Annotated in this window: 8 protein-coding genes; all 8 read right to left on the bottom strand. The window is 37.8% G+C overall.

Annotation, left to right across the window (positions count from 1 at the left end):
- Positions 1-243: 243 nt before the first annotated feature.
- Positions 244-1395 (bottom strand): alpha-hydroxy acid oxidase, encoded by a 1152-nt coding sequence (locus tag MP477_RS16985; RefSeq protein ID WP_257191308.1) that lies wholly within the window; start codon positions 1393-1395, stop codon positions 244-246.
- Between the two features lie 3 nt (positions 1396-1398).
- Positions 1399-2787, bottom strand: coding sequence for an FGGY-family carbohydrate kinase (locus MP477_RS16980; protein ID WP_257191307.1), 1389 nt, complete (start codon positions 2785-2787; stop codon positions 1399-1401).
- 435 nt (positions 2788-3222) lie between these two features.
- A complete protein-coding gene (locus tag MP477_RS16975) occupies positions 3223-4503 on the bottom strand; it encodes a TIM barrel protein (RefSeq protein ID WP_257191306.1) in 1281 nt (426 codons plus the stop codon).
- Between the two features lie 185 nt (positions 4504-4688).
- Positions 4689-6791: a bifunctional aldolase/short-chain dehydrogenase gene (locus MP477_RS16970; protein ID WP_257191305.1), complete on the bottom strand. Its 2103-nt coding sequence runs from the start codon at positions 6789-6791 to the stop codon at positions 4689-4691.
- 309 nt (positions 6792-7100) lie between these two features.
- Positions 7101-9179 (bottom strand): RagB/SusD family nutrient uptake outer membrane protein, encoded by a 2079-nt coding sequence (locus MP477_RS16965; RefSeq protein WP_257191304.1) that lies wholly within the window; start codon positions 9177-9179, stop codon positions 7101-7103.
- Positions 9180-9192: 13 nt separating this feature from the next.
- Positions 9193-12231 (bottom strand): TonB-dependent receptor, encoded by a 3039-nt coding sequence (locus tag MP477_RS16960; protein ID WP_257191303.1) that lies wholly within the window; start codon positions 12229-12231, stop codon positions 9193-9195.
- 339 nt (positions 12232-12570) lie between these two features.
- A complete protein-coding gene (gene rhaT / locus MP477_RS16955; RefSeq protein ID WP_257191302.1) occupies positions 12571-13659 on the bottom strand; it encodes an L-rhamnose/proton symporter RhaT in 1089 nt (362 codons plus the stop codon).
- A 383-nt stretch (positions 13660-14042) separates the two neighbouring features.
- Positions 14043-15206 carry a glycoside hydrolase family 88 protein gene (locus MP477_RS16950; protein ID WP_257191301.1) on the bottom strand — a complete coding sequence of 388 codons (1164 nt, stop codon included), beginning with the start codon at positions 15204-15206 and terminating at the stop codon, positions 14043-14045.
- Between the last annotated feature and the right edge of the window lie 136 nt (positions 15207-15342).

Raw genomic sequence — 15342 nt, 5'->3', positions numbered from 1 at the left:
TTGATTCTTACGAAGCTAGCTTCATCAGCGACTTTGTCGCCTTACTTTGCTTCTTAAAATTATGTGTTCTTAAAACTAATCTTTGCGTTTAAATATTTGAAACCAGCAACAGAATGATAAGTTTTGGCTAAAGCCAATCAGAATTTTTTACAATGAAAAACGGGCTAAAGCGCGTTCCTATTGATAAATTTATTCTATAAAACTTTAAACTTCGACTTCCATCTTACATCTTCATATCAAAAATTACTTCACTCTGAAGTTTTGTAAATCCTCCGGTTTTTCGCAACAAACCTGTTCCATCACCTGTCTGAACTGCATTTTAAGCATTTCAATAATATGATCCCCTCCTTTATCGCCTAAGGCCCCAACTGCATACATAAATGTTCTTCCCATAAAGGTAAATTCGGCGCCGCAGCTCAAAGCGCGGGCAACATCCGGACCGGTTCTTACGCCGCTGTCCATCATTATTTTGATTTGACCTTTGTATTTTTCACTGATGTCTTTCACAACAGCAATCGTAGATTCTCCTGCATCCAATTGTCTTCCGCCATGGTTTGAAATAATCATTCCGTCGAACCCTAAACGAACAGCTTCTGCAGCATCTTCATCTGATGCAACGCCTTTAATGACTAATTTCCCTTTCCATTTATCACGGATAGCTTTTATTCTGTCTGAATTTAACCTACCGGAAAAAGTGGAATTCATGAACTGCCCCAATTGCTTAACACCCATATTTTTATCCATGTATTTTTCCATGGTCTTAAAACTTGGAACTCCGTGTTTCAGTATTTCCAGACACCATTCCGGTTTTGCCAACGCCTGGGAAACATTTCTGAAATTCAATTGAGGCGGCATTGCCAAACCATTTCTGATTTCTTTTGCTCTGTATCCGAAAGTTGGAACATCAGATAACACGCACAACACGTCATATCCTGAAGCTTCGCAACGGTCGAGAATATCGTCACGCAGCCATTCTTCTCTCGGATGGTATAATTGATACCAGGCTTTTCCTTCCGTTAATTCAGAAATCCGCTCAAGACTGCTTGTCGTAACCGTACTTAAAATGAAAGGAATATTATGTTTGAAAGCTGCTTTTGCTAAAATTTCGGGTGCATTGGGCCACATCAAACCTTGCAAACCGACAGGAGAAATTCCAAAAGGTGCGGAATATTTAACTCCAAACAATTCGGTTTCCATGTTGGCTTCCGCATAATTATTATTCAGGTATCGCGGACGAAGCAAAACTTCCCGCAATTCGCTTGTATTCCTGTCTCTGTTAATGTTTTCATTACAGCCGCCATCGAGATATTCGAACGCGAAGCGGGGCATTCTTTTTTTTGCTTTTTCAATCAACAATTCAAGCGAAGCATAACGGGTATCAAATGGAAATGACATAATTTATAAATTAAGAATTAACGGTTGAAGCACTTTCATCTGATAATGCTGCTGTAAAAAAGTTTCGTCTATTTTCTTGTTGGAAATCACCATGGAAGCTCCCAACGCAGAACCTAACGGAGAATGTGTAGACATCACATTATAATGCTGAAAATGGTGAGACATCAGTTTCATAAATACATCATTATCGGTGAATCCCCCATCAATGTAAATATTTGTAATTTCTGAATTTCCAATGGCATTTGTGATCGTATGAATCTGTAAATCCATCAGTTCGATCATCAATTGATGATAGGCTTCTTCAAAAGTTGCAAATGAATTTAAATCTGTTGCGGTAATCATTTTCCGTTTTAAAATAATTCCTTCAAAGCGAAAATAGATATTTTTATTTTTCATTAAACGCAGATACAAATCCTGATCAAACTGCACTTCTCTGTGGAAACCATATTCTTTTCCGTAATACGCACATAATTTTTCAACCTGAATTTTATATTCATTTCCCATGAAAAAACGGGAGGCTTTTACGCGTTTTCCATCAATGCGCATATAATTCAGGCAATTGTTTTCTATATCTTCATCGGTAAGACTTTCATCATTAAATGGATTTAACGAAATACTCCATGTTCCTGTTGAAACTAATAAAAAAGGTTCTTTTTTGCTTAAAATATAAGGTAATAACGCTGAAGAACTGTCGTGAATTCCAACACCGATTTTAATTTTTTTGTTTCGGTAAGAAGTATTGATGCTCGCAGAAGTCGGTACAATTGGCGGCAATAAAGCATCTATTTCTTCCTCATACACCCAATCGTGGTAATCTGCTTTGTCGTAATCCCACAAATTCGTGTGGCAGCCTATTGAAGTAAATTCCGACACACAAATCCCGGTAAACAAATACGATAAATACTGGGGTAAATGTAGACTGTAACGGATTTTTCTGAATATTTCCGGATGCTTGTATTTCAACCAGAATAATTGCAGGCCAGAATTCAGCATTCCTGCTTGAGGTGATGCTGTTTCGCGGGCAATTTTCAGTTTGCTTCCATGCTTTTCATAAAATAGATCAAGAATTTCATCATCCATCGGCTTAGTGTAATTGTACAAAGGTGTCAGAACATTTCCTTTCTGATCCAGATGCACAAAACTCGCTCCGTACGTTGAAAAATTAATAGCTTTTACTTCGTATTTTTCATTGTCAAGAATGGCATTAAAATTATCTTTTATCCAGTTTTGAAGGGCTGCAAGATCTTCCGTAGGATAACCATCTTCATCAGTTGTGAGCGGTAATTCTGTATATTCACGAACAACTTCTTTATAGTTTTTATCAAATAAAAAGAACTTTTTATTGGTTTTTCCAATATCAAATACTATGGTTACCTTCTTTTTTTTAGACATTCTTGTGATGAATTTATTTTTTGTCATTGCGAACAGACTGAAGTCTGCGAACACAGTTCATAAGCGACGAAGCAATCTCTTCATCTAAACACAAATTAGCGAAATTTTTCACTAACACTTATCTGTTTTTTATAACGCAAAGTTCGCAAAGATTTTTTGACTACTATACGTTTTTAAGATCGCAAGGCGTTTCACTTAGCAAAGTAATACAATTAATTGTAATTAGATTTTCATTTAAATATTATTTTCAACCATTAAGGAGTGTTCAGATTGTAAGATGCAACAAGAAAAAATCCACTCATTTCTTAAAGCAGCAATGCCTAAAATCCTACTCATCTAAACACTTTCAACCTTAATGATAAAAATATAAGGATACATATAATAAAAACTTTCGATTGCACTCAAAAGTTGAATTATCAATTTTAAAACAGGATTTTATAATCCGGTTGCTTTGGTTTCCAGGCCTCTTTCGGTAATTAAATTTTCTCTTACCTTTAAGCTTCTGTAAGCAGCGATCGGATCTAAAGCCGCTCCTGTCTGCAATCTTGCTGCTCTTAGTAACGGACGAACATCTGTTCTGTAGGCATTCTGCAAAATATCCTGCGCTGCAACGACATCATTGTTTAATTGCGCCATTTTTAATGCTTTTTGGTCAACCAAAAGTGCCTGAGCATAAGCAATTAAAATAGCTTCCAGAGACTGTAATAGGTCTTCCAACGGATCTTTGATGTTGTGGCTTGCATCGATCATCCAGGCTGGATAAGGATTGTTTGGATTGTTTTCCATCCCGTACACCAACTCATTAAAAATCAAGAATAAAGCATAAGGTTTAATAGAACCCACCGTTAAATCATCATCTCCATATTTGCTGTCGTTGAAGTGGAATCCTCCCAATTTTCCTTTGTACATTAAGGTGGCAACAATTTGCTCAATATTGGTATTCGGTAAATGATGGCCCAAATCTACTAATGTATAAGCTCTTTCGCCACAAGCATTGGCCAGCATAAACGATGTTCCCCAATCCTGGATGGTTGTTGAATAGAAATTGGGTTCATAAGGTTTATATTCAATGAAAAGCTTCCAGTCTTCAGGCATTCCTGCGTAGATTTCTTGTAAGCTTTTTTCAGTATTTGACAACGCGGTCTGGAAATTCAATTGCCCTGGAAAACTTGCTCCGTCCGCCAACCAAACGGTTAAGCTTTTTGAGCCTAATTCTTTTCCGATTCTGATCACTTCTTTGTTGTGTTCTACGGCATAAGCTCTTGAATCTTCATTTACAGCATTCAAAGAACCGAATTTATATGAATGTTTTGCCCCCGCCTGATCTTGGAATGTGTTAGAATTCATGGCATCAAAAGTAAGCCCGTGAGAAGCAGCTTTTTCTTTAATGGCTTTCACATCACCCGGAATATCCCAAGGAATATGTAATGAAACAGCTCCCGCAGAATGTGTTAATGCATGAATTAAACCTACATCATCTAATTTTTGTTCTAAAGAAGAAGGTTCGCCACCGTAAGAAAATCTTCCAAAACGGGTTCCTCCCGCTCCTAAAGCCCAGCTCGGAATTGCTACCTGAAAATCAGCAATTTTGTTAACAATTTCAGCAACATTGGCACCTGATTTTGTTAGTTTATTTTGTAGAAAATCGAAATCTGTCGTAAAGTTTTCAATTTCGCTTTTATTGTATTGTTCAATGATATCTTTTCCTATAATCATGATTTGATTTTTAAATTTATTTTACCACAAAAGTCACAAAAGCTTTTATCTAATTTTTAAATACTACGTACAAAAGTTATAAAAAGAACTAGAAAAATAAAATATTACCTAAGCTTTTTGGTCTTTTCTAAAATTCCTTTCAATTACTTATAAACTTTTGTGATTTTTGTGGTTAAATTTTTATATTATCTTGGAAATGCGTTGGCCATTCCTCCATCTACATTGATGATATTTCCAGTTGTTTTATCTAAGATTGCGACACAGGCGAAAACTCCGTTGGCGATGTCTTCAGGAAGAATAATTTCATTTAATAAATTTCTTTTTGCGTAAAATGCTGGGAGTTCTTCAACAGAAATTCCGTTTGCTTTTGCGCGGCCTTCTGCCCAGGCGCCTTCCCAGATTTTGCTTCCAACGATCACTCCGTCAGGATTTACTACATTAACACGGATTTTATCTGCGGCCAATTCAGCGGCCAATAATCTTGTCATGTGCTGTTGAGCTGCTTTTGCAGTTCCATAAGCAACATTGTTTGGTCCGGCAACCAAGCCGTTTTTACTGGCTATATTTACGATATCTCCGCCTAAATTTTGCTTTTTCATGATCTCCACTCCATTTTTCGCGATCAAAAACTGACCTTTTACCAAAACATCCTCTAATAAATCCCAGTCTTTTGTTGTGGTGTCTTCCAATGATTTAGAAATCGCCAAACCTGCAGAATGAACCAGAATATCTACTCCACCAAATGCTAAAACAGTTTCTTTAAAAGCATTTGCAATGGCATCTTCACTGGTCACGTCACAAGTAACGGCTACCGCCTGATCTTTGCTGTATTCTTCCGTGACAGCATCTAAAGCTTCCTGATTTAAATCTGTAAAAACAACAACTGCCCCTTCCTGAACCATTTTATCAGCAATGGCCTGTCCGATTCCACCTCCTGCACCGGTTACAATCGCGATTTTTCTTGAAAGCGGTTTTTCTTTCGGCATTCTCTGCAGCTTTGCTTCTTCAAGCAGCCAATATTCGATGTCAAAAGCTTCCTGTCTTGGTAAAGAAGTGTATTCAGAAATGGCTTCTGCTCCACGCATTACGTTGATTGCATTCACATAAAATTCACTTGCAACACGCGTTGTCTGCTTATCTTTTGAAAAACTGAACATTCCTACCCCCGGATAAATGATGATTACCGGATTCGGATCACGCATTGCGGGACTGTTCGGGTGCTTACAAGTTTCGTAATATTCTCTGTATTCTTGTCTGTACTGTTCGAAAAGAGGGTTTAATTTATCTAAAATAGCTTTAGAATCGTTTAAATCTTCATTTTTATCTAAAGTTAAAACCAAAGGTTGAATCTTAGTTCTTAAAAAGTGATCCGGACAAGAAGTTCCTAATGGCGCTAAACGCTCCAGATCATTGCTGTTGATGTATTCCATCACAACATCGCTATCGGTAAAATGACCGACCATTCTGTTTTCAGAAGATGCTAAACCTCTCAACAAAGGCATCAATTGTGCTGCTTTGTTTTTACGTTCTTCAGCAGGAAGAGATTCCACTTTTTGTCCTCCGAAAACCTGTCCGTTTTCTTCGATTTTTTTTGCGATATATTCAGAGGCTGTTTCGATAACTTCCAAACTGTTGATGTAACATTCGTAAGAAGTATCTCCCCAGGTAAATAGTCCGTGGCTTCCTAAAACAATTCCTCTGATTCCAGGATTATCGTTTAAACATTTTTCCAATTGTAATCCTAAATCAAAGCCCGGACGCTGCCAGGGAACCCAACCCATTGTGTCGCCCCAGATTTCTTTGGTAATTTTTTCACTGTCTTTTGCCGCAGCTACCGCAATTAAGGCATCGGGATGAAGATGATCGATATGTTTGAATGGAAGTAAACCATGTAAAGGCGTATCAATAGAAGGCGCTTTGCTGTCCAGATCAAAAATACAGTGATTGAATAAGCCTACCATTCTGTCTTCATCTGCTAAGCCTTGGTACACATTTTTCAGGTTTCTTAATCTTTGTGTGTATAATCCGGCAATTCCTTTTCTTGTCAGAGTTCCGATGTCGCCACCTGAACCTTTTACCCACATCACCTCAACTTCTTCGTTGGTTAGCGGATCTTTTTCGATGGTTTTGCAACTTGTATTACCTCCTCCATAATTGGTAATTCTTAAATCTGCCCCTAATATATTTGAGCGGTATAGAAATAAGGCCACCTGGTCATTTCCTAAAGATGCCGCTTTGTTTTCGTCCCATAAATAGTCTACGTATTTGAATGTTTTAACTTTTTCCATTTGTTTACTTATATTTCTGAATTTCTATCCAAAATTAGACTGTAATATCTTTTACAGCATCCCGTACTATACTGGTAAATACTGTATTTAAAGATAAATTAACGTTTAAGTATAATTATCTTATATCAATCTGATTCAGATTATTTTGATTAATAATTTTGTGCTAATAGTTGTTTTTATTTTAAACATTAAGAAATTTAAAAGGTTCAGATTTATTAAGGAACATCCAAGATGTTTTTGAAGCATACTATTTTAGCTTAACCTTTAAATCATATCTATTAAATTTCTTAATGGTAAATTTTATTTGAATTAATATCCGGGTAATTGACTCAGATTTGGGTTATCTACTAACGGATGACCTGCTGACTGCGCAGCAAAAGGCAACAATTCTGTTTTATTTGGTACGAATCCATAGAAAAGACCGTCTCCTCCCCCTTCTATCCAATTCGGATATGTTCCTCCGTTTTCTGCTGAACCTGTTGGCTTGGTATAGATGATACTGCCGATCTGAAGCTGGCCTGCAGCACCTCCTAAAAATCCGGCTGTCTTTTTCGCATTGCTGTTAAATGTACTGTTGTAAGCCTGGAACATATTCGTAGGATACCATTTATCATCTATTGCTGTGGCTTGCCCGTGTGCTGCTACAATAGCTCTTAATGCAATCTGATAATTGTCGAAATCTGCAGAACCCGTTGGAACATTAGTAATGACTGCAATTTCTGCGGGGCTCGTTATATCAATATATTTTAATGCCAAAAACGGATCACCATAGATCTGTGCATTTTTTTCGAGTTTATAGAGTCGGTAAACAGGTGTATTTGCATAGGCTCCCGTTTTGTTTGACAAGTTTTTCATCGCCTGTTTTGTTGCCTCAATTTCGCTTGCCAAACGATTCATTCTGATCAAATCTGTACGAAGGTTAAACTCTCCCGCAAATTCCCATTTACGCTCCTGAACAATAGCGGCTTCAAATGCCTGCTGGCCGGAAGGAACCGGTACACTTCCGATTCCGGCACGGTTTCTTACCTGCATAAAAGCAGAAGTTCCCGCAGCAGTAGGGCCTCCGTTTAAGTAATTTTGAGTTTCTGCATACATTAATAAAACATCTGCATATCTTAAAACAGGAATATTTAAATTTCGTGCATCTGCCGCCTGAGGCGCAATACACCATCCCATCCTGAATTTACCTGACAGGATGCAGGAATAGGTAGTTCCGGCATTCACCCAGGTATCACCTGCATTACCATTATTTAAGAAATAGACACTGTACGAAGTACAAGAAACGTCTCTACGGCTATCTCCCTGATTAAAAGATAAATAATAACTTGGAAGAATGAATTGTAATGTCTTTCTCGATCCATATGCTCCTCCACGGGAACCTTCATTGGCATATACTCCAAAAGATGAATTTGTATTTGCTCCGTATTCAGCAACCTGCCAAAGGATTTCTGAGTTTGTCACTGAAAATTTTCTCTGGCAGAAATTGAACCATAACGCTTCGAAACCACTTTTGCCGCCCTGAGCCTGTACCAAAGAGTTTGTTCCTCCGTTAATAATAGCAGCACACGCATTATCCGCAATCTGGTATAACTGCTGAATCCTGCTGTTATCACTGCGGCGCGACATCATCGCCCCACTTCCGGTATTCAGGTCCCAACGAAGGGAATACCCTGCGGCATAGAGAGCGATTCTCGCCAATAAGGCATTAGCTCCCTGTTTTGTTAAACGCTCTGTTGTTGCATAGCCACTTTGACCAAAATTTGGAATGTTACCTACAGATTCCTGAAGATCAGTAATGATGCGATCGTAAATTTCGTCTCTTGAAGTACGTTTTGGATATAATGTATTCGGATCATTAGGATCCATCTCATCCAAAGGTTTAAAAACGGAAGGAACATCTCCGTACACCCGAATTAAATTATAATAACAAAATGCACGAATAGCCTTAACCTCAGCCAGTAAAGCATCACGTTTTGTGCTGGCTTCCATTTTGCTTAACCCGCTCACGGCAATATTTGTTCTTTCAATAACGGCATACATCGCAGCGTAAATTCCTGTTACCGTATTCGGAGTATAGGCATCATACTTGTAGTTGGCAATATTATACTTGGAATTATTGGTAGAGCCATCTTCTGAAGAGTGGGTTACGGTGTCTCCCGCTCCCAGCTGATAATACATTTCAGTTGGAACTATACCTCTGTAACAACCCAGAACAAACATCTCTGCAGTATCTATATTCTTAAATACAGATTCTGTATCCAATGAATTGTAGGCCGGCTGATCCAGAAAATCGTCACTGCATGAATTCATCGCTAAAACGGCGACGAAAATTGAGGGAAGAATGACCAGTTTTCTTAGCAATACGGGAGTTTTATGTATATTTTTCATGATTTAAATAGTATTAGAAAGTTAAGTTAAGACCAAGAACATAGCTTCGTGAACGAGGATATGTAGAGCTGTCATATCCAGGTGTCACAGTCACCCCGCTTGCCGCCGAAACTTCAGGATCATACCCTGAGTACCCTGTAATTGTCGCCAGATTATTAACGGTAAAATAGATACGGGCATTGGTTAGCATCACTTTATTTAAAAATTCTCTAGGAAAAGAGTATCCTAATGTTACCTGGGCAATTCTCAGGTAGGAGCCGTCTTCTACATAATACGATGATGGATAAGCGATATTTGCAGTATTTGTATTGCTTAAGCTCCACAGTCTTGAGCCTTCATCAGGATTCAGCTCTTTAAGCCTAATCAAATTTGTCGTTGCCTGTCCGGTATTAGGATCAATCAAATGATAATAATTGTTCCCGAATTCTGAAGGAGCATTCTGGAACATGGCGTATGGACTTAAACTTTGCTTGGTTGCGTTATAAATATCATTACCAACGCTGAATTTCATAAACACAGCCAGGTCAAAGCCTTTGTAGGAGAAGTTATTGCTGATTCCCCCGATAAAATCCGGAGTACCGTTTCCTATCTTCTGCATTTTTCTTGTAAACTGATCACCCGCCTCATTATCAGCAGCAAACTTCATATCTCCCGGTTTAGGAGTTCCGTTGGCAGGCTTTACAACACCCGGGTTTAAGGTTAATGATCCATCTGGATTTTGGGTAAAATCATCAGTCGTGTAAACTCCCTGATAAACATATCCGTACATATCACCCAATTCTTCTCCCACAGTTGCATAATAGGTTACCATTCCCGTTCTGCTTCCTCCGACACTGAACGTTTTATTCAGTTGTCCGTTTTCAAGAGAAAGAACTTTAGATTTATTGAAAGAAATATTAAGGTCTGTTGTCCATCTGAAATTTTCTGATTTTAAATTGATGGTATTTAATGTGAATTCCATTCCTCTGTTTCTCATAGAACCAATATTCTGATATTGTCTTGAATAGCCTGAGGAAACGGGAAGTACACTTTCAAAAAGCATTTTGCTGACGTTATTATTATACCATTCGGAGGTTAATTTAATTCTGCTATTGAAAAAAGCTAAATCTACCCCAATATTGGTTGTTCTCAGTTCTTCCCACTGAAGATATGGATTTCCCCAGTTTGTGCTTGTAACATAGGCAGGATATCCCTGGGTATTGTTCATCGGATAATCTGTAAGCAGAACATTGGTTCTCCATAAATGATTAGCAACCCCGTTATTACCAGTGGCCCCGTATTCAATTCTTAATTTAAAATCATTAACAAAATTATTAATCTTATGCTCTTTCCAGAAGCTTTCCTGAGAAACGCGCCAAGCACCTGCTATTGATGGAAAATATCCCCAACGAATATCCTTCGCAAATTTTGAAGAACCGTCCGCACGTATTGTCCCTGTAATTAAGTAACGATTATCATAATTGTAATTCACACGGGCAAAATAAGAAAGTAAGCTCATACTTGATCTGTCTGTATTTTTATCAGCTACCGTTGCGTTGGCAATATCATCCAACCCGAAATTAGGATACGGGAATTTCGTAAGTTTCATGCTGCTTCCTTCGGATTCTTCATACCAGATTTCGTTCCCGATTAAAGCACTTACTTTATGTTTTTCACCAAAAGTTTTATTATAATTTAAAGTATTGGTAATCTGATAACGGAATGTTTCCGCATTGGCGATATTTCCGTTAATTCCTGTGTTGATAGGGTCTGTAAGAAAGGCGCGTGAATTCTGATCTGAAAAAGATGTTGATTTACTGTTTGTCCAGCTATATTGTCCGGCAGTTCTCCATGTGAAGTTTTTCAGGAAATCAAATTCGACACCTGCATTGGCTACGAATGTTCTTGTACGTTTGTTGGAAGTAGATGCCTGATTTTCTATGAATGGATTTTCTGTATCGAAACCGGAATCTAACGCTGAAAAATCCGGAAAAGTCTGATTGTTGAACAACTGATCCTGAGTAAACAATGTACCTCCGGTGATAGGCTGAAGAAGAATTTTTTTCATCCCGGAATAGGCTCCTCCCCCATTTACAGAATTGTTCGTAAACATAGTGTTGAAATCTACTCTTACTCCTTTATACAATTCCGAAGTGATATTGGCACGTAATGAATTTCTTGTTTCGTTAAAATTTTGAAGCAGACCCTCCTGCTTATTATAATTATAACTAATGAATGCCTGTGTTTTATCATTTCCTGCAGAAATATTTATGTTGTGGTTCTGAGTTACTCCCGTTCCGCCCAACATTTTCTCCTGCCAGTCTAATGCAGAAGCAGACCCGTAGCGATTGGCAATTCTCTGATAGGCTCCGGAATAAAACCCTGGTGAATCTGTCCCCAAATTATTATCAAAAACATTACTCCACGCTGATGGCTTAGACTGAAGCATTCCTAATTCGTACTGATACTTTACATATTGTTCCGGATTTGAGAGCATATCCAGTTTCTTTGAAAGCATATCAAATGACATGAACGTATTATAGTTGATAACCGTTCTTCCTTTTTTACCACCTTTAGTTTTAATAACAATAATACCATTGGAACCACGGGCTCCGTAAATGGCAATCGCAGAAGCTCCTTTTAGTACGTCGATACTTTCAATATCATTAGGATTAATCACATTCAAAGCGTTATCCATTTGGAAACCGTCTACAATATAAAGTGGATCAGAACTTTGGGTAATGGAAGAACCTCCCCTGATCGTAACATTGGCGCTGGCTCCCGGGGCACCGCCTGCAGTCACAATATTCAGACCTGCAGCTCTTCCCTGCAGTGCCTGTAAAGCGTTCATTGCCGGTGTAGCTGCTAAATCTTTTGCAGAAACTGAAGAAACAGATCCTGTTAAGTCTGACTTCTTAACTTTACCATAACCGATAACAACTACTTCCTCAATATCTTTTGTGTTTTTCACAGTATCGTTTACCGCCTTTTGCCCCCAGACAAAACTTGTTGAAAGCATAAATGCCGGAAAGACTATTCGCTTTATATTTTTGTGTTTAACTATCAAAGACATATGTTAATTTTTATGTTACCAAAATACACCGTTACAAAAATCCAGGCATCCTGCAATATCCTGTATTGCAATATTCATAATTTACCACAATTAACTGCAAATATTTAAGTTATATTTTAAAATACTCAACAAATCACGTGTAAATTATCAATCATTCAATAAAATACTTAACTAAACCGTGAATTATAAATTCCTATTTCAAACAGATCCCCTTTTTTTAGAGTTAATTGCTTTTAAATAAAAAAGACACTGAAACAATCAGTGCCTTATTGAGTTATTTTTTAACTCTGAAACTATATGAATAGATATTGTGAAACCGTCAATGAAACAGGGGGAAGGCTATCTTAAGGAATTGCCATACCCTACCATCAAAATAGAAATAAACATGACGATCATTCCAACAGCAATGGTAGTAATGGTTCTTTTGGAAACTCCTTTCCACTCTTTAATAATGACTCCCCACAAATTAGCAATGAAGATAATAAATGCCATGTGTAAAATCCACGAGCTCGCCCCATTTCCCATTTTACTTTCACCCATACCATAAAAGAAAAACTGTAAAAACCACATGGTTCCGGCAAGCGCACAGAAGATGATATTTTTTGCAACAGGTACATTTCTCTTAGTATAGTCGGTGTAAGATTTATTTTTAAAAGCCAAATACAGACAGCCGATCAGATTGACTGCCATCCCGCCCCAAAGAACAACCACATAGGTTACATTATTTTGAAAAAGAAATTCTCCCTGTCCCGGATTTGCTAGTTTCCAGGCTTCATTGGCTACAATGGCCATTGGCTTTCCTGCCTCCAGTCCGAAATTGAAACATGCACTTAAAACACCGGAAATGATGGAAACTATTATTCCCAACCCGAATTTATATTCCGTTTTTACTTCTACACCATGAGGATCTATTGAACCGGTTTGCAGCTCTTTTTCCTTCATCATCCCTGCTTTTCCGCTGATGACGATTCCAATAACACAAACCAGAAGTCCCAATAACACAAACTGTCCCCAATTGCTGGAAAACAGTAAACCGATATTGTCTTTTCCTGTTTGCGGAGAAAATTCATAATAAATAGAAGGAACCAATGATCCGAATATCATACAAAGTCCCAAAATAATGCTGCTCCCAAGCGCAACACCCAAATATCTGACTCCTAAACCATAAGTAAAACCGCCAATTCCCCACAAAGCACCAAACAAAAACGTCAGTCCCAATATGGAAGAACTTTCACTCTGAATGATTTCCCAAAAATCAGGAATGGTCATAAAAGCAGCCAATGGCGGAACGATGATCCAGGAAAAAACACCTCCTATTAACCAATACGTCTCCCAGGACCAGCCTTTTACTTTTTTATAAGGCAGGTAAAAACTTCCTGAAGAAAAGCCTCCTAAGAAATGAAAAAAAACTCCTAATAATGCATTCATAATTTTATCTTATGGATTGAATTTGAAAATTAATACTATGAAATCGATTGCGCATCTTGTAGTGTCATGTTTACAATAATAATTCTTTTTTTTTAAATCAATGATTCGATGTAGCCAAACAAAGAATTAAAAGTTCAATACTTGAAATCATCTATTAAAATTAATTCAGTTCTCTAAAAAACATCAATAGAAATGGGCTAAAGCCCATTTACTAAGGTACATTCTATTGTTGGTTCTTATTTATAGTCAGCTAAAGTCCGACTTTATTGATTTTCCCACAGATTTCTCAAATCTACACAGATGTTTATGCTATACTTTATTTAAGTTGTCAAATTAGACGCAATCAGTTGTGCAAATCTGCGAAATTTATGGTAATAAAAACGTTACTTCAATTTATACACTTCACTGGCAGCAAGCAACAGGCAGCCTAAACCATAATCTTCAAAATCAGGTTCTTTGTCAACAGCAAGTGGCTGACCGTCTTTAGGTTCTTTTCCTGTTCCCTGTACCCAGCCCAGAAATCCATTAGGCTGAACGGAATCTTTTGCAATTGCATTCCAGGCCTTCACAACAATGGGTAAATACGTTTTCTTATCAATTAAACCTTTATTGATTCCATACGCCATTCCATATACAAACAGAGCGGTTCCCGTCATTTCCTTGCCCCCAAAATTGTTTGGGTCATGTAAACTTGCATTCCAGAAGCCATCTTCTCTTTGGATGGGCAGCAAAGCTGATAACAAATCTTTATAATCCTGCAAATATTCCTGATAATGTGGGTCGGATTTTGGCGTGTCCTCCAGCGTACGTACCAAAGCAGCAACTACCCAACCGTTTCCGCGGCTCCAGTAGCAATCTTCACCGTTAGGTTCTTTATAAGGCGGAACAAAACTCTTGTCTCGCCACCAAAGTTTATCTTTTGGGTTGTACAAACCATTTCCGCCATGCTTATATTTGGTAAAAGCATACATCTCGTAGTTTTTATCGAAATACTTTTGCTCACCCGTAATTCTGCCCAGTTTTGTAAAAATTGGCATTCCCATCTGAAGTGCATCAATCCACCACCAGTCATCTGATTTTTTGGAGGTGATCATACTGTCCATCGAGGCTTTCACTAATTTTATTCTTTCCGGATTTTTCCTTCCGTCAATTTCGTAAAGATCAAGATACGTTTGTCCACAAGCCTGATTGTCGGCATTTCGGGTGTAGGTTCCGCGCATCATGTCCCAATTGTGCTTTTGAGACCAGTCGATGGCGTAATCGTAATATTCTTTTTTAGGATCTACTTTATATAATGCTATTAATCCCTCGTAATAAACAGCCCGCGTCCAAAGATTGCTCGGCCATACTTTTTTGCCGACAACTTCCTTTCCCGGATCCGGCCATTTGTTCATGAAATATTGATTTGCTCTTCGTGAAACTTCCAACACTTCTTTTTTATCCGGGAGATTAACGTTCTTTGCCCTTGTTTCTTTCTGAACTGAACAAGAAGATAAAACTCCAATAATCAACGCATAAAAAGCGCCTTTCATTAATACTTTCTTCATAATTATATATATTTTTTATTGTACAATGTATTAGTTTTAAAAACTTCAACATTAAGAAAATTAAAGGATTAAGATTAATTAAGGAAACATCAAGATATTTTTTAAGCATAACACTTATTATTTTGACTTCGTCAAA

It is taken from the genome of Chryseobacterium sp. WG23 (genome assembly GCF_024586575.1).
Classification (GTDB): Bacteria; Bacteroidota; Bacteroidia; order Flavobacteriales; family Weeksellaceae; genus Chryseobacterium.
Note: the sequence above shows the minus strand (reverse complement) of the source record. Positions and strands in the feature narration are given on the sequence as shown.